The organism is Agromyces sp. Leaf222 (assembly GCF_001421565.1).
Taxonomy (GTDB): Bacteria; Actinomycetota; Actinomycetes; order Actinomycetales; family Microbacteriaceae; genus Agromyces.
Genome location: NZ_LMKQ01000001.1, coordinates 141,881 through 164,390 on the forward strand (window position 1 = coordinate 141,881; position 22,510 = coordinate 164,390).

Annotated in this window: 17 protein-coding genes and 1 pseudogene; 10 read left to right on the top strand and 8 right to left on the bottom strand. The window is 67.1% G+C overall.

Annotated elements, in window-relative coordinates; translation table 11 throughout:
- Window positions 1-118 precede the first annotated feature (118 nt).
- The 6 genes from ASE68_RS00710 (at window position 119) to ASE68_RS00735 (ending at window position 8,239) form a co-directional block, all read left to right on the top strand.
- Window positions 119-2,629: a DUF6049 family protein gene (locus ASE68_RS00710; protein WP_157421473.1), complete on the top strand. Its 2,511-nt coding sequence runs from the start codon at window positions 119-121 to the stop codon at window positions 2,627-2,629.
- Window positions 2,622-4,238 (top strand): murein biosynthesis integral membrane protein MurJ, encoded by a 1,617-nt coding sequence (murJ, locus tag ASE68_RS00715; protein ID WP_055854050.1) that lies wholly within the window; start codon window positions 2,622-2,624, stop codon window positions 4,236-4,238. The genes ASE68_RS00710 and murJ overlap by 8 nt, the downstream gene beginning before the upstream one ends.
- Before the next feature lie 192 nt (window positions 4,239-4,430).
- Window positions 4,431-5,405, top strand: coding sequence for a thioredoxin-disulfide reductase (gene trxB, locus ASE68_RS00720; RefSeq protein ID WP_055854052.1), 975 nt, complete (start codon window positions 4,431-4,433; stop codon window positions 5,403-5,405).
- Window positions 5,406-5,443: 38 nt separating this feature from the next.
- A complete protein-coding gene (trxA, locus tag ASE68_RS00725; RefSeq protein WP_055854054.1) occupies window positions 5,444-5,767 on the top strand; it encodes a thioredoxin in 324 nt (107 codons plus the stop codon).
- A 157-nt stretch (window positions 5,768-5,924) separates the two neighbouring features.
- Window positions 5,925-7,247 (top strand): PLP-dependent aminotransferase family protein, encoded by a 1,323-nt coding sequence (locus ASE68_RS00730; RefSeq protein ID WP_055854056.1) that lies wholly within the window; start codon window positions 5,925-5,927, stop codon window positions 7,245-7,247.
- Window positions 7,248-7,264: 17 nt separating this feature from the next.
- Window positions 7,265-8,239, top strand: coding sequence for a D-alanine--D-alanine ligase (locus tag ASE68_RS00735; protein WP_055860407.1), 975 nt, complete (start codon window positions 7,265-7,267; stop codon window positions 8,237-8,239).
- A 116-nt stretch (window positions 8,240-8,355) separates the two neighbouring features.
- Here ASE68_RS00735 and ASE68_RS00740 read toward each other — a convergent pair whose 3' ends face one another.
- The 8 genes and pseudogenes from ASE68_RS00740 to rpmH all read right to left on the bottom strand — a co-directional run bounded on the left by ASE68_RS00740 (window position 8,356) and on the right by rpmH (window position 17,111).
- Entirely contained in the window at window positions 8,356-9,351 is a 996-nt protein-coding gene (locus ASE68_RS00740; RefSeq protein WP_055854058.1) for a ParB/RepB/Spo0J family partition protein, read from the bottom strand.
- On the bottom strand, window positions 9,351-10,286 hold the full coding sequence (locus ASE68_RS20630) for a ParA family protein (RefSeq protein ID WP_055860410.1): 936 nt from the start codon (window positions 10,284-10,286) through the stop codon (window positions 9,351-9,353). The genes ASE68_RS00740 and ASE68_RS20630 overlap by 1 nt, the downstream gene beginning before the upstream one ends.
- Window positions 10,287-13,953: 3,667 nt before the next feature.
- Window positions 13,954-14,619, bottom strand: coding sequence for a 16S rRNA (guanine(527)-N(7))-methyltransferase RsmG (rsmG, locus tag ASE68_RS00750; protein WP_055854061.1), 666 nt, complete (start codon window positions 14,617-14,619; stop codon window positions 13,954-13,956).
- Window positions 14,620-14,635: 16 nt separating this feature from the next.
- Window positions 14,636-15,133: a R3H domain-containing nucleic acid-binding protein gene (locus ASE68_RS00755; RefSeq protein ID WP_055854064.1), complete on the bottom strand. Its 498-nt coding sequence runs from the start codon at window positions 15,131-15,133 to the stop codon at window positions 14,636-14,638.
- Between the two features lie 2 nt (window positions 15,134-15,135).
- Window positions 15,136-16,089 carry a membrane protein insertase YidC gene (gene yidC / locus ASE68_RS00760; RefSeq protein ID WP_055854066.1) on the bottom strand — a complete coding sequence of 318 codons (954 nt, stop codon included), beginning with the start codon at window positions 16,087-16,089 and terminating at the stop codon, window positions 15,136-15,138.
- Window positions 16,090-16,269: 180 nt separating this feature from the next.
- A pseudogene (gene yidD / locus ASE68_RS20635) lies at window positions 16,270-16,560 on the bottom strand (membrane protein insertion efficiency factor YidD); the annotation flags it as partial.
- Complete coding sequence (rnpA, locus tag ASE68_RS00770) at window positions 16,553-16,966, bottom strand: ribonuclease P protein component (protein WP_082461750.1); 414 nt, start codon at window positions 16,964-16,966, stop codon at window positions 16,553-16,555. The pseudogene yidD and the gene rnpA, both read right to left, overlap by 8 nt.
- Before the next feature lie 7 nt (window positions 16,967-16,973).
- Window positions 16,974-17,111: a 50S ribosomal protein L34 gene (gene rpmH / locus ASE68_RS00775; RefSeq protein ID WP_055854070.1), complete on the bottom strand. Its 138-nt coding sequence runs from the start codon at window positions 17,109-17,111 to the stop codon at window positions 16,974-16,976.
- Between the two features lie 512 nt (window positions 17,112-17,623).
- Here rpmH and dnaA point away from each other — a divergent pair.
- The 4 genes from dnaA to ASE68_RS00795 all read left to right on the top strand — a co-directional run bounded on the left by dnaA (window position 17,624) and on the right by ASE68_RS00795 (window position 22,473).
- Window positions 17,624-18,997 (top strand): chromosomal replication initiator protein DnaA, encoded by a 1,374-nt coding sequence (gene dnaA, locus ASE68_RS00780; RefSeq protein WP_369800081.1) that lies wholly within the window; start codon window positions 17,624-17,626, stop codon window positions 18,995-18,997.
- A 459-nt stretch (window positions 18,998-19,456) separates the two neighbouring features.
- A complete protein-coding gene (gene dnaN, locus ASE68_RS00785) occupies window positions 19,457-20,617 on the top strand; it encodes a DNA polymerase III subunit beta (protein WP_055860413.1) in 1,161 nt (386 codons plus the stop codon).
- Between the two features lie 142 nt (window positions 20,618-20,759).
- Window positions 20,760-21,983 carry a DNA replication/repair protein RecF gene (gene recF / locus ASE68_RS00790; RefSeq protein ID WP_055854075.1) on the top strand — a complete coding sequence of 408 codons (1,224 nt, stop codon included), beginning with the start codon at window positions 20,760-20,762 and terminating at the stop codon, window positions 21,981-21,983.
- Window positions 21,976-22,473 (top strand): DUF721 domain-containing protein, encoded by a 498-nt coding sequence (locus ASE68_RS00795; protein ID WP_055854078.1) that lies wholly within the window; start codon window positions 21,976-21,978, stop codon window positions 22,471-22,473. The genes recF and ASE68_RS00795 overlap by 8 nt, the downstream gene beginning before the upstream one ends.
- Window positions 22,474-22,510 lie beyond the last annotated feature (37 nt).

Genomic DNA, 22,510 nt, shown 5'->3' on the forward strand with positions numbered 1-22,510 from the left:
GGCCGTCGCCCGCCGACGGCCGCACGCCCGAACCGCGTCGCCCGCGGCATCCGCCGGTCATCGCGAAGCTGTGCAAACACGCACAGGCGCGCCGAATGCAGGTCGTAGAATCGCCACCATGGCCGACTCGAATGCTGCGCGTCGTCGCGCCCGCAGGCGAGTCGGATCCACCGGCGCCACGGGTGTGCGCCGCACCCTCGTCTTCACCGGCGCCGCCCTCGCGGTGGCGGCGCTCGCGCTCGTTCCGCTGTCGGCGGCCACCGGCGGGTCCGACACCGTCGGCGACATCCAAGACGTGCTGTTCGGCACCGAGAATGCGACCGACCCGACCGCGGGCGACGTCGACGGCGACGACCCGGGCTCGAGCAGCACGGCGATGCTCAATGGCGCAACGCCAGAGGGCGGCGCCGAGGGCGTGCTGCTGAGCATCGCGCCGACGCTCGCGCCGACCTTCACGCCCGGCGCCGCGAACAGCCCCGTCACCATCACGGTCGAGCTCGTCAACCGCAGCGGCTCGTTCGTCGAAGCCGGCTCGGTGCGCCTCGTGCGCTCCGCCGGCACGATCGACGACGATGCGGAGCTCGATGCATGGCTCGCCGAGCTCGACGCCGGAGCAGCCTTCGGCACGAGCAGCGTGGTCATCGGCGAAGAGGGCTCCCGCACGCTCGCGGCCGGCGGCGTGACCCAGGTCGCGTTCACGGTTCCCGCCGCGGCCTTCGCCGACCTCGCCGCCTCGCCCGTCATCGGGCTCGGCGCAGAGCTGCAGATCGGCGACACCGTCACGTCCACCGGCACGTCGGCGTTCGCGAACTCCGCGGTCGCGTCGACGGGGGCACCCCTCGCGCTGCTCGCGCCGATCACGGTGCCCGCGTCGTCGTCCGGCCTGATCGGCAGCGAAGACCTCGAGAACTGGACCTCCGAATCCGGCCTGCTGACCCGGCAGCTCGATGCACTCGACGGCCGGCAGGTCGCGATCGGCATCGACCCGCGCGTCATCGCGTCCATCCGCGTGCTCGGCACCTCGGCGCCGCAGACGGCGATCGACTGGCTCGATCGGCTCGCGGCGATGCCGAACGAGACCTTCCCGCTCGGCTACGCCGACGCCGATCTCGCACTTCAGGCGCAGGTCGGCCTCGCGGCACCGCTGCAGCCGATCTCGTTCGCCGACGCACTCGATCCCGACGACTTCGTCGCCGACCCCGCAGACGAGCAGGGCGAGAGCGAGGTCGACCCCTCGCCAGAAGCGACCGACGGCCCCGACGCAGGTGACGCCGAGGCCACGCCCACGCCGACGCCGACGCCCACCGAGCCGCCGTCGCCCGTGCCGAGCCTCGAAGAGCTGCTCGACTGGCCGTACACGCGCACCGACATCGCCTGGCCCGGCGACACGACCGTCGGCCCCGGCAACCTCGCCTTCTTCAGCTCTGCCGGACTCACGACGACCGTGCTCGACGCGGCCAATGTCAGCCCGCTCGACGGCTCGCGCGCCTCGGCACTCGTCGACGGCGGCACGGCGATCGTCTCCGACGAAGACCTCACCGAGGCGGTCCGCACCGCCGGCGTGGCCTCGACCGACCTCGAGTGGCGCGACGCCACCGGTGAGGTGCTCGCGCGTGCCGCACTCGACGCGTCGACGAGCGGCTCGAGTGCACCCCTGCTCGCGACCTTCGGACGCGACTACGGCATGATCTCCGACCGGGTGAGCGACCTCCTCGACGAGCTCGCGAACTCGTCCTTCGTCTCACTCACCGGCCTCGCCCAGACGATCGGCTCGCCGCCCGTCGCCCGAGCCCTCGTCGATTCGACCGAAGACGAGGCCCGCCGCACGCTCGCCGAGAGCATGATCACCGCCGAGGCCGACGTCGACGCGTTCGCCTCGGTGCTCGACGAGCCGACCGACCTCACCGGCCCGGTGCGCCGCGAGCTGCTCGCGCTCTTCGACGTCGGCTGGCTGGCCACCCCCGCCGAGTGGAGCAGCTCAGCGAATGACTGGCTCACCGTGCAGCGCGAGCGGGTCGACGCGATCTCCGTCGTTCCCAGCAGCACGGTGCTGATCGTCGCGAGCGAGACCGGCATCCCCGTCACGGTGCAGAACGGCCTGCCGTACACGGTCACCGTCGAGGTCGACGTCGCCCCGTCCAACGGCCGCCTCGTCGTCGACGAGCCCGTGCAGGTCACCGTCGAGCCCGAGTCCCGCAGCACCGTCAGCGTGCCCGTGGCCGCCGGCCTCGGCAACGGCGAGGTCCAGCTGGCCGTCTCGCTCCGGTCGCTCACGGGCGTCTCCGTCGGCTCGACGGTCATGATCACGGCCGACGTGCGCGCCGACTGGGAGGGCCTCGGCGCCGCGATCCTCGGCGGCATCGTCATCATCGTGTTCGGCATCGGCATCTGGCGCAACATCCGCCGCCGGCGCAGGGCACGAGCAGCGGATGCCGCGGCGGCGAGCGGCGGCGGCGAGGCCGGCGCCGGCGTGGTCGACGACCCGGTCGGCGGCGGCGACGTTGCCGTCGAAGGGCAGACGGATTCCGCGGAGTCCACCCCACCAGTGCCTGCCGAGCCCGCCGAGCCTGCCGAGCCTGCCGAGCCGAACGATTCCACGAGTGAGACGAGCGAACGACACGATGACTGACGATCGCATCGGGCGTGCGAGCCTGTTCCTCGCTTCAGGAACGCTCGTCTCGCGCGTGCTCGGCTTCGTGAAGGCCATCGTGCTCGCGGGCACGATCGGTGTCGTCGGATCGATCAGCGCCGACGCGTTCGCGGTCGCGAACGGCCTGCCGAACACGGTCTACGTGATCGTCGCCGGCGGCGTGCTCAGCGCGGTGCTCGTGCCGCAGATCGTCCGCTCCTCGGCCCATGCCGATGGTGGCAGCGGCTACATCAACAAACTCCTCACGCTCGCGATGGTGATCCTGCTCGGCGCGACGGTCGTCGCCACGGCGGCCGCACCCCTGCTCACGGCGCTCTACGCCGGATCGAACGAGGAGATCCTGCCGCTGGCCATCGCGTTCGCCTGGTGGTGCATGCCCCAGATCTTCTTCTACGGCATGTACACGCTGCTCGGCGAGGTGCTGAACGCGCGCAGGAGCTTCGGCCCCTTCACCTGGGTTCCGGTGCTGAACAACATCGTCGCGATCGTCGGCCTCGTGGTGTTCGGCTTCGTGTTCGGCTTCGACCCCGACGGACTCCGAGACGTCGGCGACTGGACCGGCGGAATGGTCGCCCTGCTCGCAGGATCTGCGACGCTCGGCATCGCCGCGCAGGCGCTCATCCTCTTCTGGTTCTGGCGTCGGGTCGGGCTGCGCTTCAAGCCCGACTTCGCGTGGCGCGGCGTGGGCCTTCGAACCGCAGGCCGACTCGCCGGATGGACCTTCGGCATGCTGCTCCTCACGACGCTCGCCGGCATCGTGCAGACCCGCGTGCTCATCGTCGCAACCGGCCAAGGCGCCTCGGTCGCGGCGTTCGACACCGCCTGGCTCGTGTTCATGCTGCCGCACTCCGTCATCACGGTCTCGATCGCGACGGCGTACTTCACGCGCATGAGCGAGCACGCCCACCTCGAAGACCTCGACGAGGTGCGCAACGACTTCTCGAGCGCCGTGCGCGGCGTGCTCGTGATCCTCGTACTCGCGTCGGCCGGGCTGATGGTCGTCGCGTACCCGTTCGGCGCCGTGTTCCAGACCGGGTTCGTCGCGGCATCCGCCATCGGAAACATCCTCATCGCCCTGACGATCGGCCTCCTGGCCTTCAGCCTGCTGTTCGTCGTGCAACGCACGTTCTACGCGCTGAACGACACGCGCACGCCGTTCTTCTTCACGCTCTTCCAGGTGGTCGTCTTCTCGATCGCGGCCTTCGCCTGCCTGCTGCTGCCCGAGGAATGGATCGGCGTCGGCGTCGCCCTCGCGACCACCCTCGCCGTTCTCGCGCAGTTCGTGCTCGCCACGCTGCTCCTCCGCCGCCGCCTCTCGACGCTCGACGGTCGTCGCATCGGCGTCGCGGTCGGCCGATCGCTGCTTGCCCTCGTGGTTCCGGTCGTCGCCGGACTCGCGCTGCTCGTCGCCCTCGGTGGAACCACCGATGGCGGTTACGCGGTCTCCAGCAGGGTCGGTGCCATCGTCTCCATGATCATCATCGGCGTCGTCATGTCGGGCCTCTACTTCGGCGGCCTCTGGCTGCTGCGTTCGCCCGAGTTCCGAGGGTTCGCCGAGCCGGTCCTCGCGCGCCTGCGCCGGCGCTGAGCCGCCGCAGGCCGCGCGCGCAGGGCAGAGGCGCGGCGCTCGAACTCGGGTCGCCCGCGGCATCCGTCACATACCGGGAAGCGCCGAGGGCTGCGGAATACGCGACGCCTAGACTGTGTTGATCATGTCGTTGCCTCCGATCGGTCCAACGATTCGGATGCCACGAACCATCGACAGACGACAGGAGCCGCCTTGCGCGACATCATCATCATCGGCTCGGGTCCCGCGGGCTTCACCGCGGCGATCTATGCCGCCCGCGCAGAGCTGAAGCCGCTGCTCATCGCCAGCTCCGTCGAGATCGGCGGCGAGCTGATGAACACGACCGAGGTCGAGAACTTCCCGGGCTTCCCCGAGGGCATCATGGGCCCCGATCTCATGGGCAAGCTGCAGGCGCAGGCCGAGCGATTCGGCACCGAGGTCGTCTACGACGACGTCGTCTCGCTCGACATCGACGGCCCCGTCAAGCGCGTCACGCTGGGCAACGGCGAGACCCACGAGGCTGCTGCGCTCATCTACGCGACCGGCTCCGCCTATCGCAAGCTCGGCCTGCCCGAAGAAGAGGTCCTGTCGGGCCACGGCCTCTCGTGGTGCGCCACCTGCGACGGCTTCTTCTTCCGCCAGAAGACCATCGCGGTCGTCGGCGGTGGCGATTCCGCCATGGAGGAGGCCACCTTCCTCACGCGCTTCGCCGACAAGGTCTACGTGATCCACCGCCGCGACAGCCTCAAGGCGTCGAAGATCATGCAGCAGCGCGCCGTCGACAACGAGAAGATCGAGTTCGTGTGGAACTCCGAGGTCGCCGCCATCCAGGGCACGACTGCGGTGACCGGCGTCACCCTGCGCGACACGGTCACGGGCGAGGAGCGCCTGCTCGAGCTCGACGGCCTGTTCGTCGCGATCGGCAACGACCCCCGCACCCACCTCGTGCACGGCAAGCTCGACCTGACCGCAGAGGGCACCATCTGGGTCGACGGCCGCACGTCGAAGACCTCGCTGCCCGGCGTCTTCGCGGCCGGCGACGTCATCGACCCCCACTACCGCCAGGCCGTCACGGCTGCCGGTTCGGGCACGGTCGCCGCACTCGACGCCGAGCACTTCCTGGCGGCACTCGGCAACGAGCGCGCCGCCGAGGCGCTGCTCGAGAACGAATTCGTCTCGGTCGACTGACCGACGACGCCCACCCGCTTCAACCTGAGGAGAAACCCATGACCGCACGTGCCGTGACCGAGGCCACCTTCGAGCAGGAGGTCCTGAACAACGAGAAGGCCGTCCTGGTCGACTTCTGGGCCGAGTGGTGCGGCCCGTGTCGCGCGGTCAGCCCGATCCTCGACCAGATCGCGACCGAGCACGCCGACAAGCTCGACATCGTCAAGCTCAACGTCGACGAGAACCCGCAGCTCGCGATGAAGTACCAGATCACCGCGATCCCCGCATTCAAGGTCTTCCAGAAGGGCGAGGTCGTCAAGACCGTCATCGGCGCGAAGCCGAAGCCCGCCCTCGAGGCCGACCTCGCCGCCTACATCGCGTAGCCGGCCGCCTCGTAACGCCTCGAGACCCGCCCGGCACACGCCGGGCGGGTCTTCTGCATCTCCGGGCCGCCCGCCTTCACCGGGCGACCCGGTGCGAATCACCCCACCATGCGGCAATTAGCATGGAACAACCTCGAACAGAACGGAAGCATCCCTCGTGACCTCTGACGGCGTCCCCCAGCGGACCGGCAACAACCTCGACCCGTGGTACGCGAACTACGCCGAGCGAGCCGCCGGCCTGGCCGCCTCCGAGGTCCGAGCACTGTTCGCCGTCGCCTCGCGCCCCGAGGTCGTCTCGCTGGCCGGTGGCATGCCGTACGTGTCTGCGCTGCCGCAGGACCTGATCATCTCGTCGATGGATCGGGTCATGCGCACTGACGGACCGACTGCGTTGCAATACGGCTCTGGTCAGGGAATTCCGGCACTGCGTGAGCACATTCTCGACGTCATGGCACTCGAGGGCATCAAGGGTTCGGTCGACAACGTGGTGACCTCGACCGGGTCGCAGCAGGCCCTCGACCTCGTGGCGAAGCTGTTCATCGATCCGGGCGACGTGATCCTCGCCGAATCGCCCAGCTACGTCGGCGCGCTCGGCGTCTTCCGTTCATACCAGGCGAACGTCGTGCACGTCGCGATGGACGAGAACGGCCTGATCCCCGAGGCGCTCCGTCAGACCATCGCGCACTTGCGAGGCCAGGGCCGTCGCATCAAATTCCTCTACACGATCCCGAACTTCCACAACCCGGCGGGCGTCACGCTCTCGGCAGAGCGGCGCCCCGAGATCCTCGAGATCTGCCGTTCGAACGAGATCCTCGTGCTCGAGGACAACCCCTACGGTCTCCTGCATTTCGATGAGCCCGCGCCGAACGCACTCCGCTCGCTCGACCCCGAAGGCGTCATCTACCTCGGCTCGTTCTCGAAGACGCTCGCGCCCGGATTCCGCGTCGGCTGGGCGCTCGCGCCCCACGCCATCCGCGAGAAGCTCATCCTGGCGGCCGAGTCGGCAATTCTCTCACCCAGCTCGTTCAGCCAGCTCGTCGTCTCCGAGTACCTGTCGTCGACCGACTGGCGTGCGCAGATCGACACCTTCCGCGGCGTCTATCGTGAACGGAAGGACGCCATGATCGAAGCGCTGGGGGAGTACCTCCCGCAGCTCAGCTGGACCAACCCCAATGGTGGCTTCTACGTCTGGGTCACCATGCCCGATGTACTGGATTCGAAGCAGATGCTGCCGCGTGCAGTGAAAGAGCTCGTTGCCTACACGCCCGGCACGGCGTTCTTCGCAGACGGTCGCGGCCGGCACGCGATGCGTCTGTCGTTCTGCTATCCGACGCCCGAGGCGATCCGGGTCGGCATCCGCCGACTCGCGACCGTCGTCAATGGCGAACTCGACCTGCTCGACACGTTCGCCGGCACCGGCACGCTTCAGCTCCCGGCGAAGGCCGGCATCGAGCTCGCACCCCCGTCCGACCTCAAGTAGTGGAGAAACCCCAGATCATGAGCGATTCCAGCGGTCTGCACGTCGTCGTTCTCGCGGGTGGCATCTCCCACGAGCGTGACGTCTCGCTTCGTTCCGGACGCCGCGTCGCCGACGCCCTCGCGGCAGCCGGCCATCGAGTGGTGCTCCGCGATCCCGATGCCGGACTCCTGCCATTCCTGTCGAACGAGCGTCCCGACGTCGTGTTCCCCGCATTGCACGGCTCGAGCGGTGAAGACGGTTCACTGCTCGGCCTTCTCGACGCCATCGGAATTCCGACGGTCGGCTCCAGCGCCGCAGCGGCGCGCCGCGCGTGGTCGAAGCCCGTCGCGAGTTCACTCATCGCCGCATCAGGTGCCGCCGTGCCCGGATCGATCGTGCTCTCGCACGAGTCGTTCCGCGAACTCGGCGCTTCGGGCGTGCTGCGGGTCGTGCGTGAGGCGCTCGCGGGTGAACTCGTCGTGAAGCCCGCCATGGGCGGATCCGCGCAGGGCGTCAGCATCGTCACCGACCCGAACGATCTGCCGCGCGCCATGGTCGATGCCTTCACGTACGCCGACATCGTCGTGGTCGAGCGCCGCGTCATCGGCACCGAGATCGCGGTCGGCATCGTCGACACCGGCGACGGCCCTGTCGCGCTGACTCCCGTCGAGATCGACCCGACGGCCGGCATCTACAGCTTCCAGGCTCGCTACAACGCCGGGGAGACGACGTTCTACGCCCCCTCGCGTCTCGACTCGTCCGCGATCGAGACGGTCGCCGCGGCCGCGATCCATGCGCACCTGACGCTCGGCCTTCGTGATCTCTCGCGGATCGACTTCATCGTGGATGCCGCCGGCGTGCCGTGGTTCCTCGAGGCGAACGTGCTGCCCGGTCTGACCGAGACCTCTTTGGTTCCCCTCGCGATCGAGGCGTTCGGAACGGATGCCTCGACGGTGTACTCCGGACTCGTGCACGCCGCCGTCGCGCGGGCGGAACGTACCGCCCGCAGCTGACCGTCCAATCGGTCCGCCGCACCCGGCGATGACGAATGGCCCTCGATCCGCGTGGATCGAGGGCCATTTCTCGTCGATTTCAGTTCGTCAGGAACGATTCTGAGCGCGAACCCGAATCACACTCCATCGAGATCCTCGCCCAAGTCCGTCAGGATGCGGCGAAGGTCTTGAACCGTCGCGAAATCTATGCTGATCTGGCCTTTTCGTGCACCCAAAGCGATCTTCACGCGGGTGTTCAATCGATCACCCAGTCGGGTCGCGAGATCGTCCAGGAAATCCTGTCGCTTCCCGGCCGCGGGCTTCGCGCGCGAGGGCGCGGGCGCCGTGGAGGTCGCTGCGGCCTCGGCGGCTCGGACCGAGAGTTCCTCGTTGACGATCTTGTCCGCGAATCGCTGCATGGATGCGGCGTCGCCGGCGGTCGCGAGGATCGCCCGCGCATGGCCGGCGCTCAGCACGCCGGCAGCCACCCGAAGCTGTACCGGCTCCGGCAGCTTCAGGAGTCGGAGCGTGTTCGAGATCTGCGGGCGCGAACGACCGATGCGGTTCGCAAGTTCCTCCTGCGTGATTCCGAAGTCGGCGAGCAGCTGCTGGTACGCCGAGGCCTCTTCGAGTGGATTGAGCTGCGAGCGGTGGAGGTTCTCGAGCAGCGCGTCCCGGAGCATGTCCTCGTTCGCGGTGTCCTTCACGACCGCGGGGATCGAGTCCAGGCCGGCGGCCTTCGTCGCACGAAGACGACGCTCACCCATGACGAGCTCGTACTTGCCGGGCTGATCGGGGTGCGGTCGCACGACGATGGGCTGGAGCACTCCGAACTCACGGACCGAGTGCACGAGCTCAGCGAGGTCGTCGGGGTCGAAGACGCTTCGTGGCTGCGCGGCGTTGGGCACGATGTCTTCAGGATTCAACCGCGCGAGGCGCGCGCCCGGAACGTTCAGGAGCCCTGCATCGTCGGCCGCCTGCTCGACGACTGCGACCGTGGTGGCCGTTGTCGCCGGTGTCGCCTCGACGCCCGGGAAGAAGACATCCACCGGGCGAACCGCGCCGTCGGTGGAATCGCTCGACGGGATGAGGGCGCCGATGCCTCGCCCGAGGCCGGTGCGCTTGGTGGCCATCAGATTCCTTCCTTCTGTGCCGCCGCCGCAATCGCAGCGCGCTGCGCGATCTCCGCCGCAGCCTCACGATACGAGAGCGAGCCAGAGGAGGAGTAGTCGTAGCTGATCACGCTCTGGCCGTAACTCGGTGCCTCAGACACGCGGACCGAGCGGGGGATGATCGTCTCGAGGGTCTCCGCAGGGAAGTGGTCGCGCACCTCTTGAGCCACCTGCTGTGCGAGGTTGGTGCGCGAGTCGTACATCGTAAGCAGGATCGTCGAGAGACGCAGCTCGGGGTTGAGGTGCTTCTCGATGAGTTCGATGTTGCTGAGCAGCTGAGAGAGACCCTCGAGCGCGTAGTACTCGCACTGGATCGGAATCAGCACTTCGCGCGCGGCGACGAAGGCATTGATCGTCAACAGGCCGAGCGACGGCGGGCAGTCGATGAACACGTAGTCGTACGGGCGCTCCATCGAAGCCAGGTGCTTGTCGATCGCCCGGCGAAGTCGCTGCTCACGAGCGACCAGCGAGACGAGCTCGATCTCCGCGCCCGCGAGGTGGATGGTGGCAGGCACGCAGTCGAGCCGTTCGTGCTCCGTCGAAGGGCGCACGACCTGCGCCAACTCGAGGTCGGCGACGAGCACTTCATAGACACTTTGCTGATCGGAACGGTGGTCGACGCCGAGCGCGGTCGAGGCGTTCCCCTGCGGGTCGAGGTCGACCACGAGCACTTGCGCGCCGGATCGAGCGAGCGCGGCGGCCAGGTTCACGGCCGATGTCGTCTTCCCGACTCCGCCCTTCTGGTTCGAGATAGTGAAGACGCGCGTGGTTGCCGGAAGCGGAAGCACCGCGGTCTCGAGTGCGATGCGTCGACGAGTCTCGTCGGCAATCTGGTCAGCCAGGGGGGTTCCTCCGTATTCAGCGGACGTTTCACGTGAAACATCCGGAGCAATCATCTTCTCAGGCAGCACCTGAGCGGGAGCAGCGACCGGGGGCGTGGCCGCGGTCGGCTGCGCGTCGGTCGAGTCGGCGTGGTCGCTCGGGTCGCGATCGACTTCGAGCGAGGGTGGCGACGGGAAGGCGTTCGTTTCACGTGAAACGTCTCGATCGACCGGCACGACCAGATCCGTGGAAGCGTCGCGGCTAGGTGATTCCGTTGGGGTCTCGGACGCTTCAGCCACGCTCTTCGTGTCTTCATCCGGCTGTGGCAGTGCATCTGGGCCACTCGACTCGATGTCGCGGCCAGAAATGCTCAGCGCCTGATCGTTCTCCACAGCGCTGGCCTCTGCTGTGTCGAGGTGGGGGATCGGCTGGCTGGTGTCGTCGACGTCCGCGCGCTGATCCTTAGCGTCGGGTGCGTCGGGTGCCGCGATGGCCGCCGCGCGTGCCGAGTGCAGCGAGCTGACCGTATCAGCGGCCGCATCACCGACGATCTCGCGGATGACGTCCTCGAGCAGGCGATCGGGTTCACTCTGCGTATGGACGTGGGGGGTGGCATCCGCGGGCACGTCGGTGTCCGCAAAAGCTGCCGCCGTCGCAGCGTCCCAGTCGTACGATGCACCTCGGGATGCAACAGCTGGAGGTACTGGGGGAGTGGATGAAGCCGTGAGCGAGGGCGACGACGTGGTCGCTTCGCCCGCACCGACAGCGGGGGCCGACAACGGCGCGCGCTGGAACAGCTCTTGTCCACCACGTTCTGGTGAGGCGTACGCGACAGGAGCTGTCGATTCGACGGGCGCCGGGGGGGCAGTCGGAGTTGGCGGCTCGGGAACCGCCGGCCGCAAGCCCACAGGCTGTGGCGGCGAATCAGATGGGTGCTGCACTGGGGGATCGGTCTTCGCTCGGATCGCGGACGGGTCGATTTCGGGGATTGGTTCGGGCTGAGGCCGACGCCGATGAAACCATCCGCGTCCTCCGCCCTGCGCCATGCCGAATTCTCCAAACCTGATCCGTCATTCCCCACGATCGGGTGCCCACCATGTGCGGTGCGACGTCGCCGCCGCGCCAGACAGTCAAGCTTACTGGCGGCACTGACGTAGACCGACGGATCACACGGTATTGCCATGTGAACTCCACTTCATGTTCGTGCAGGAAGGACATATCGCCGGCCGAGCGGATGTTTCACGTGAAACTCTTCGACGGAATGCGTGGTGCGCCTGCTGACCTATCGGCACCCGCTGGGCCAGCCTGGAGTTGAACGAGTCGACGCGGATGCCCCACCACAGGACTGGACGACGTGCCCGATGCAGGCGAGGCTTGGCGACATTTCCCAGACCGCCCGCACCGACGCTCACCTCTCGCTGGAAGTAGTGTTCCCACCTCATGGAATCTGCCCGCCTCATGGAATCTGCCCGCCTCATGACATCGACCGGCCGCGGGCGTGCTATTCGACCTAAAATCTCGCCGATGTACTGACCCGAACCGTCCATGGCGAGAGATGGTCTCCGACCGTTGCGCGTGTTGCCCGCAGGGGACCAGGGTGGGTGGGACCACCCGCCACCATGACGACAGCCCGGCGTCATCGCCCGAAGTCCGTCACGCCGAAGAAGAATCATGCCTATCCGGGGCGAAACCCCGCCACGGCGAGCCCCACGCCTGGCGCTTCGCGCCCTCGCGTTCCAACCCATTCGCTGCCAGTACCCTCACGTATCGAACCCCAGGTGCCGAGGACTCGATGCCCACGTTCATCCGGCAGCCCGCCGCGCTCGAGGTTCGACCAGACACCCTTGCTCGCCGCGAGACGATCCCCAGCCGATCCAACCGGTGAATTGCCGGCCCATTCATTTGGTCATTCCGACCGCCTCCCCAACCACGGGTCGACGCCCCGTTTCAGTCATGAGGGCGCGCCTGATCCTGGCACCTGAATCACGCGCCTGGCCCTTGGCGTGCATCGCGCCGGCCTGCGCACACACCACGCGCACCCAAGCGTCCGCCCGACGTGCAAGTGGCCAAGCATCATCCGACGCGCACAGTCCCGATGATCTGCACGTACGAGTTCAGCATTAGCCCGACAGATCCGAGCAGCCTGAAGTCGACCATCGAGGCGCGCCGCTGCCTGGCCAGAACAACAACTGACAGGCAGGTCCGTCTGGGCGTACGCCCACCAGCAGGGGCCACCACTCAAGTCCCCAGCTTTGAGGCAAGACGGGTGGAACGCATGGACTGCGAGTACGTGTGGCCAACCCACCACTCGCTGGCCCACCGAGACTGCCCAAATTGATGCGGCCTGGAGGACGACTGATCTGGCTGATCTCGCCAACGCGCGGGATAGCTCACCCGTTTCACGTGAAACATTGCATTGACGACAGGTCCCGTGCGCCACGCGCGAAGACTCGTGGGGTTGTGCTCCAACGGGCTCCCAGAGAGCCGCCTCCAGGATCTGCGTGACACCACGCGGCGGCGTCGGGTCGTAGAGATACATCTCTTATTACACGCCCTGAACCACGGTGACAGGGCTCCCTGCGTCGTGAAAGAGGCCTCGAAAGCCACGCCATCGAGAAAAGAGGTCCGCAGAGCGCTCGAAGGAGAACAGCCGTGGGCCCTTCAAAGGCGCAGAGATGATTCGGGTGTCGATGTGCCTGCGACCTTTGCCCATCTTTATATCGGGCTGGGGAGGGGGTTCAGGAAAGGACAAGGGCCGCAACGCATCCGGCGGAGATTGCGGTCGCGAGCGGGTGCCAAGGCGAAAGCAACCGCGCTCGGTGAAGATCGCCCGAGCAACGCTGCGGGCGCAGCGGGCACGCCGTGTATAGCTCGCGACCTCGAGGAGAGCCTCACGGCGCCTCGCGACCCCGCGGAGGCTGCCGAGTGCTCGTTGGGCAGGATGGCAGTCTCTGCGTCGGCGGTCACTGACCGTTCCACGTGAAACATCAGTCGATGCGCATTGCCCATGCCGTTGGTTGATGGACGCGCTCCATGCACGCCTGCGGCACGGGCCACACATTGAGAAGAAGACGTGTCGGTTGCATCCCTGTCGCGGTAGCGCGGACGGCGCAGACGGCGCAGACGCAATCGTGAGCTGAGCATCCGCACCTGGTGATGCGCCGCGAGCCGAGGGTGCCTGTGACCGACGGTGGGTGGCACCCCGCGGACCGATACTCGAGCGGTGAGGAACCAGAGTGCGGACTCCATCGGCACGACGAGGAGCGCCTTGTGCAGCTCGGAGGGAGCACCGCACTACTGCCGGCCCGCCGAGATCGAGCCGCGATCAGATTCTTTCAGCGGCTCGACCACTCGGGGCTCCAGCCGCCATGACCGACGGGTGGAGGGGTGCTGACTTGCATGCCATTCGCTCGGGAGGACTCCGATGAAAGCCGAGGAACGCCGAGGAACGCTGAGGAACGCTGAGGAACGCTGAGGAAAAGCATCTTCGGTGGAACGGGGATGAGTGGAACTGACGACCGGAGCGCGGGGTGGTTTGCGCGCACCGAGCGGGTCTCACAGGCTCACAGGCTCACAGGCTCACAGGCTCACAGGCGAAGTTGACCACCCAGCACCAACGTGAACAGACGGGTGCCACGAGATCCAGCAGATCCGGATCGACGAACCGCACAGAGAGTCGAGCAAGACCGCAGCGCACCCGTGCAAGAGCGCGCGGCCGGGGGAGACCCGGCCGTCCGCGAGTCAGACCCCGGCGATCTTCGCGCGGAACACCCGGGTGAGCTCGGTGCCGAGTTCCTCGCCGAGCACCACGACCTCGGGGTCCACCACCCGGTACTTGCGGAACACCTTGTCGGCGGCACCGACCTCGCCGTCGACCCCCGCGCCCTTCAGCAGGACGAACTCGCCGCCGGGCTTGAGGAGGGGAGCGGTCACGGGGATCAACGTGCGCAGGGCGCTCACGGCACGAGCGGTCACCTGGTCGAACTGCCGTTTGAAACCGGAGTCCTCGGCGCGAGCGCGTTCGACCACGACGTTCGAGAGTTCCAGTTCGTCGACCTGACGCGAGAGCCAGTCGACACGGCGCTCCATGGGCTCGATCAGGGTGAACGAGACATCCGGTCGAATGATCGCGAGCACCAGACCGGGCAGGCCGGCGCCAGACCCGACATCGGCAACACGGCCCGGGCGCAGCAGTGGCGCAATGAGGGCTGAGTTCACGATGTGTCGCGTCCAGAGCCGGGGGAGTTCGAGGGGGCCGATGAGCCCCAACTCCTCACCGTGCTCGGCGAGGGAGTTTGTGAAGCGTCGACCGAGCTCGAGGTGCTCGCCGAAGACGGCTGCCGCAGCGGCCGGCTCGGATTCGAGCTCGGGGCTCACCGCATCAGGACTCGAGTGCTCTGCGCTCATCGTTTCACGTGAAACGTCAGGCGGAGCGGGTGATGACGGTGTGACGGTCGGCACCCTCGCCACGCGACGCGGAGTGAAGTCCGCGCTCACTCACGAGGTCGTGCACGAGCTTGCGCTCGTAGGACGACATCGGGGGGAGTGCTGCCTCGGCCGAACCGGCCTCGATGCGCTCGGCGGCGCGCTCCACCAGGCGAGCGAGCTCGTCGCGGCGTGCATCGCGCGAACCGCCGATGTCGAGAATGAGCCGCGAGAACACGCCGGTCTTCGTCTGCACCGCGAGGCGCGTGAGCTCCTGCAGGGCGGTGACCGTCTCGGGCTTCGAGAGCAGGTTGAGGTTCGCACCGTCGCCGGCGTTCACCGAGATGTAGGCGCGGCCGTTGCGGGCATCGATGTCGATGTCGCCGTCGAGGTCGCAGATGTCGAGCAGTTCCTCGATGTAGTCGGCGGCGATGTCGCCCTCTTCTTCGAGCTGCGACACGGTGCGCTCGTCATTCAGGTTCTGAACGTCGGTCATGGTTACTTTCCACCCTGCTTCTTCGAGCGGTTCTTGCCCACCGGCTGCTGGCGCTGCGTCGTCTTCTTCTCTTCCACGACGATCGTCGTGGCGTCCTGCTCCTCGATCACGAGCTTGCCCTTCTTGGCGAGGCGAGCTTCGCGAGCCTTGGCAGCTTCGCTGCCCGGGGTCGGCATGTTGCGGATCACGAGGAACTGCTGGCCCATGGTCCAGAAGTTCGACACGAGCCAGTAGAACATGACGCCGATGGGGAAGGCGACACCAGAGAAGGCGAAGACGAGGGGGAGCAGGTAGAGCATGATGCGCTGCTGGCGGAACATCGGGCTCGCCTTGGTCTCGGGCGACATGTTCTTCGAGACGATCTGCAGCTGCGTGATGAACTGCGACGCGGTCATGAGCACGATCATCGTGGCCGCGATGACCATGACCTGCCAGGGGTACTCGCCGTTCATCGCACCGATGAACGTGCCCTTGAGGGGTGCGCCGAGGAACTCGGAGTTGGCGAACGAGTTCGCGAGCTCCTGCGTGAAGACACCGACACCGGCCTTGTCATGCTGAGCGTCGTTGAGCACTGAGAACAGGCCGAAGAAGATCGGCATCTGCAGCAGCAGGGGGAGGCACGACGAGAGCGGGTTGGTGCCCGTCTTCTTGTAGAGCTCCATGGTCTCGCGCGACATCGCCTCGCGCGAGAACTGGTCCTTCTTGCCCTTGTACTTCTCCTGGATCTTCTTCAGCTGCGGCGCGACCTCGAGCATGCGGCGCTGGCTCTTGATCTGGCGGACGAAGATCGGGATGAGTGCGGCGCGGACCACGATGACGAGTCCGACGATCGAGAGGATCCAGGTGAGACCCGCATCGGGGTTGAGGCCCACGAACGTCCACAGCGAGTGGAACGCGACGAGAATCAGCTCGATGACCCATTTGATGGGCCAGAGAACCAGGCTGATGATATCCATTGCGGCGGGTCAGTCCTTTCGGGACAGTGCGGGGGAGTTCGTGAGCACCGGCTCGGCATCGAGCGGGCGAAGCATGGGGGAGGCCGCGACGCCGGAAGCGTGGTCGGCCTGCAGGTGAGCCTGCTCGTGGGCGAGGCGTGAGGCCGCGGCAACCGCTTCGGCCTTGGGGAACATGCCCGCCGGCACGACCCAACCGAAGGTCGTCGTGCGGTAGCGATCGTGACGCGGCGGTCGCACGTCGTCGATGCCACCCGCGGTCCAGGGGTTGCATCGGAGGATGCGCCACGCCGTCAGGGCGCTGCCGATCAGGAGACCGCGCTGCTGCACGGAGCCGAGGCCGTATGCCGAGCACGACGGGTAGTAGCGGCACACGTCTCCGTAGAGCGGAGAGATGGCGGCGCGATACCCGCGAAGGAGGAGGACTCCGAGGTTGCGTGGAACGAGTCCCACGAAGAGCGCGAGATCACGCATCATGCACCGTCTTCGACGATGGGGTGCTCGAAGAACCCGGCGCCGCATGGGCGTCGGGTTCGAGACCGGAGATGACGTGTCGCCGCACGAGTGCCTGGATCACTTCGGAACGAAGCTCGGGCCACGAGGCATCCGCTGCACCGGGAAGGGCTCGAACGACCACGTCGACGTCGCGCGCGCCGGCGAGCAGCGCCTCGCGACTCACCGCCTTCAGTCGACGGCGGATGCGATTGCGTCGCACTGCAGAGCCGACCTTCTTCGAGACGATGAAGCCGAATCGCGCGTCGCTGACGGCGTCGCGCGGGCGAACGTAGCTCACCGTGTGCGGTGTCGCCACCTTCGCACCACGGCGCACGACGACTCGATAGTCGTCGGCGCTCGTGATGCGATTGGCCTTGGCGAGCACCGAACGACTACGCGGAGAGTTCGGTGCGACCCTTGGAGCGTCGTGCCGACAGGATGGCACGGCCCGCGCGGGTGCGCATGCGAAGGCGGAAGCCGTGCTTCTTGGCGCGACGACGGTTGTTCGGCTGGAACGTACGCTTGCTCATTCTTCTTCTCCGACTTTCGGATCTCCGCGTCTCACAAGACGGTTCGGCGGTGCCGATCCAGGAGGTGACGGGAAAACTGGGTGCCCAATGGGCTGGGGTCAACTGATTAAAACTACGGCCTCGAGGTCCCGGGGTCAAACCAGGCGCAGTTCGAGTCGGCGTAGTGCAAACGAAAGAGTATCTCTCGTTCCTTCGGAATCCCTGTGGAAAGACACGCCGAGAATCATGAATCCCTCGATCGGCATTTGTCCACAGGCCTGACTTTCGCTACCGTTTGAGACCAGTTATCCCCAGCCTATGGCGCGGAATCACGGGCTTCGCCCAGAATCTCCCCACAGCCAGTGGATAACACTGTGAATACTTCGCCTCGCGCCGCTCACTCCGTCGTTCGGGGGGACGACGAGCGGATGTCGAGTGCACCGAGAATGCGGGGAAAGATGACCGAACAGCCCATCACCGATACATGGGCGTCGGTCCTCGATCGACTCTCCGAAGACGTGGCGATCACGCCGATGCTCCAGGGATTCCTCAGCCTGGTCGAGCCGAAGGGCATCGCGGCGGGCACCTTCTACCTCGAGGTGCCGAACGACTTCACGGCCACGATGCTGAACCAGCGCATGCGAGTCTCGCTGCTCTCGGCGATGAGCGTGATCGAGGCGCCGACTCCGGTCACGTCGTTCTACGTGGTCGTCAACCCCGAGCTCGAGGAGGCCCGCTCGCCCGAGCCCGAGCCGATGTCCCCGATGGGGCAGGGATCCCCGATGGGGCTCTCCGCGATGGAGGATCGGGTCGACCTGCCGGCCTCGCCGCAGTCGGTGTTCGAGAACACGAGTCCCGATCGCCCTGGCGACACGAGGCTGAACCCGAAGTACGCGTTCGAGAGCTTCGTCATCGGCCAGTCCAACCGGTTCGCGCATGCGGCCGCGGTCGCGGTGGCCGAGGCGCCGGCGAAGGCCTACAACCCGCTGTTCATCTACGGCGACTCCGGTCTCGGCAAGACCCACCTCCTGCACGCCATCGGCCACTACGCGATGAGCCTGTATCCCGGCATCCGCGTTCGATACGTGAGTTCCGAGGAGTTCACGAACGACTTCATCAACTCGATCGCCAACAACCGCGGGTCGCTGTTCCAGCAGCGGTATCGCAACATCGACATCCTGCTCATCGACGACATCCAGTTCTTGCAGGGCAAGGCGGAGACGCAGGAGGCGTTCTTCCACACCTTCAACACCCTGCACGATCACAACAAGCAGGTCGTGATCACGAGCGATGTGCCGCCGAAGCACCTCACCGGCTTCGAGGACCGCATGCGCAGCCGCTTCGAGTGGGGCCTCATCACCGACGTGCAGGCGCCCGACCTCGAGACCCGCATCGCGATCCTCCGCAAGAAGGCGCAGTCCGAGCGGCTGCAGGTTCCCGACGAGATCCTCGAGTACATGGCGTCGAAGGTGTCGAGCAACATCCGCGAGCTCGAGGGCACCCTGATTCGCGTGACCGCGTTCGCGAGCCTCAACCGCACGCCGGTCGACATGCCCCTGGTGCAGACGGTGCTGAAGGACCTGATCACGGATGACGCCGACAACGTCGTGGCTCCGGTCGACATCATCACGGCCACCGCCGACTACTTCAAGCTCACCGTCGACGACCTCTACGGGTCGAGCCGCTCGCAGGCCGTCGCGACGGCACGCCAGATCGCGATGTACCTGTGTCGCGAGCTCACGAGCCTGTCGTTGCCGAAGATCGGGCAGCTCTTCGGCAACCGCGACCACACCACGGTCATGTACGCGAACAAGAAGATCTCCGAGCTCATGAAGGAGCGCCGGTCGATCTACAACCAGGTGACCGAGCTGACCGCGCGCATCAAGCAGGTCAGCCGCTACCGCTGATCGGATGTCGCATCACGGCGCCTCGACCACGCCGGCGGTGCTCGGCGACGCCGGACACGCCCGAAATGCGTGCGGACGCGACATCCGCAACCGAATCCCACACCTGTGGACAGCTTGTGGATTGTTAACGAGCAACCGCCTGAACACTGTGCACCTTTCGCACAGGCCTGTGGAGAACTGCAGACGGCGTGCAGATATGACCGGTCCCGGATCGCGACGAATCCACACACCGTGCACAGATGCGATGGCCTCCGATCGGCACGGTTCCGGGCATCTCCGAACACCATCCACAGTTTCCACAACGGTTAACACCGTTAAGAGAACTGGTTAATCCCAGAGGGCTCCACAACATGTGCGGTCGGCCGTCGGTTCTCGCTCGCCCCGATCGATTCCCTCGGCGACGGCGAGCACCCTGCGGATAGCATGGGAGCCACCAAGCACCTCCACGACAGGAGAACCGTGAAGTTCCAGGTCAATCGCGACGTCTTCAGCGAAGCCGTGTCGTTCGCCGTCAAACTGCTGCCGCAGCGCACCACGCTTCCGATCCTGTCCGGCGTGCTCATCCATGCGAACGAAGACGGTCTCGTGCTCTCCTCGTTCGACTACGAGGTCTCGTCGCAGACCGAGATCCAGGCCGACGTCGAGGAGACCGGCACGGTGCTCGTCTCCGGCCGACTGCTCGCCGAGATCGCCGGCCGTCTTCCGAACGCGCCCGTCCGCATCGCGACCGAGGAGTCGCGCATCTCGGTGAGCTGCGGTTCCGCGAGCTTCACCCTGTTGTCGATGCCGGTCGAGGAGTACCCGTCGATCCCCGAGATCGGCGAACAGTCGGGTGTCGTGCCGGCTGAGGAGTTCGCGGCCGCTGTCGCGCAGGTCGCCGTCGCCGCGTCGCGCGACGACGTGACCCCCGTCATCACCGGCGTGCAGCTCGAGGTGCGCGAGAACAGCCTGGGCCTGGTCGCGACCGATCGCTACCGAGTCGCCGTGCGCGAGATCAACTGGGACGGCGGCGCCGTCGGCGGAACCGCGGCTGCCGACGAGACCGTCACCGCGCTCGTGCCCGCCCGCACCCTGCAGGAGGTCGGCAAGACCTTCGGCCACTCGGGCACGATCTCGGTCTCGATCACGAGCCGCGACGACCGCGAGCTCATCGCGTTCAGCGCCGACAAGAAGACCGTCACGAGCCTGCTGATCAAGGGCAACTTCCCGCCGGTTCGCCGACTGTTCCCCGAGACGGTCGACAACTACGCGGTGATGAACACGGCAGACCTCATCGAGGCCACGCGCCGAGTCGCACTCGTGCTCGAGCGCGAGGCCGCGCTCCGCTTCACGTTCACCTCCGACGGCCTCACGCTCGAGGCGATCGGCAGCGAGCAGGCCCAGGCCCAAGAGAGCATCGACGCGATCGTGACCGGCGCCGACACGATCGTCTCGCTGAAGCCGCAGTTCCTGCTCGACGGCCTGGGCGCCGTGAACTCCGAGTTCGTGCGCATCTCGTTCACGAAGACCGAGAACCCGAACAAGCCGGGCCCGGTGCTGATCACGAGCCAGACCTCGCGCGAACAGGCCGGCGCCGACACGTACCGCTACCTGCTGCAGCCGAACCTGCTGCTGCGCTGAGGTCGCGAGACGCGGCATCCGTTCGACGGCGGGGTTCGAGGGCCGGCTCCGGCTTCGCTGCACCGCCGGTCGTCGCTCGCGCATCGAATCGTGTCGGCGGGCGCGAGTAGCGTGGACCGGGTTCGAATCGAAGGGAGCTGACGTGCACGTCGTCCGGCTCTCATTGACCGACTACCGCAACTACGCGCGCGCCGAACTCGAGCTGGGCCCCGGCACCACGGTCTTCGTGGGCCGCAACGGCCAGGGCAAGACGAACCTCGTCGAGGCGATCGGCTACCTCGCGACGCTCGGATCGCACCGCGTCTCGAACGACCAGGCGCTCATCAGGGCCGGCGCCGATGCCGCGATCGTGCGAGCACTGCTCGCGCATGCCGAACGCGAACTGCTGCTCGAACTCCAGTTGAACCGCAAGGGCGCGAACCGGGCGCAGCTGAACCGCTCGCCGGTGAAGACCCGCGAGCTGCCGCGATACGCGCACAGTGTGCTGTTCGCACCCGAAGACCTGGCGATCGTGCGAGGCGAGCCCTCGGTGCGTCGCCGGCTGCTCGACGAACTGCTCGTGCAGCGCACCCCACGGCTCGCGGGCGTCATGGCCGACTACGACCGCGTGCTCCGCCAGCGCAACACGCTGCTGAAGAGTGCCAGGGCTCGCGGGCTCGCGGCCGACAAGCTCACGACCCTCGACATCTGGGACGAACGTCTCGTGCACTTCGGCTCCGAGCTCATCGACCGTCGTTCGGCGCTCGTCGACGAGCTCGCCGCTCCGCTCGCCGAGGCGTACGCCTCGATCGTCGACGACGATCACCGGCCCGAGCTGCGGTCGATGCTCTCGATCGACGGCGCAGATCCCGATGCCGACGGCTCGGATTCCGGCACCCCCGAGCCCGACCCCGCCGAGTCGTCGGTTCCGGATGCCTCGGGCTCGCCGACCTCCACGACCGCGCTGCGATTCGCCGAAGCGCTCCGCGTGCTCCGTTCGAAAGAGCTCGAGCGCGGGGTCACGCTCGTCGGGCCGCACCGAGACGACGTGCTGCTCATGCTCAACGGGCTGCCGGCCAAGGGCTACGCCAGCCACGGCGAGTCGTGGTCGTTCGCACTCGCGTTGCGACTGGCATCCGCTCGCCTGCTTCGCCGTGATTCCGCGACCGGCGACCCGGTGCTCGTGCTCGACGACGTCTTCGCCGAGCTCGATCGCACACGCCGAGAGCGCCTGGCCGCGGCGATCGGCGACTACGAGCAGGTGCTCGTCACGGCGGCCGTGCTCGAAGACGTGCCCGAACACCTGGTGGCGCGCGTGATCCGCATCGACCGGGGCACCGTGGTCGACGACGCGCAGGCCGATTCCGGGGGAGCGGCCGATGGCTGAGCAGCCCGCCGAGTCCGAGTCGCTGCGCGTCTACCAACACTTCCGCGAGGTGTTCGGAGGGCAGCCGCGCTCCGGTTCCTCGCGTGCCCGCCGCAAGGTGCGCGAACGCTCAGGCAGCGAACCCTTCACGCCCGGCCGCGACCCGCGGCCGCTCGGTGATGCGATCGACGGGCTGACGTCGCAACTCGGCTGGAGCGCGCCGCTGTCGCAGCATGAACTGCTCGCATCGTGGTCGTCCCTGGTCGGTGAGGAGATCGCGGCGCACTCCGATGCGATCGGCATCGAGCACGGCGTGCTGCAGGTGCGGTGCGAGTCGACGGCGTGGGCGACCCAGCTCAGACTGCTCCGAGCCGATCTCGTCACGCGCATCCTCGACCGCTACCCGGAGGCCGGAGTCGAGAGCATCCGCTTTCAAGGGCCGGACGCCCCCACCTGGAAAAGGGGCCCCAGATCGATTCCAGGGCGTGGTCCACGCGATACCTACGGCTGAGACGGCAAATTCGGTCGACGGAGGTGCGAGATCGTCT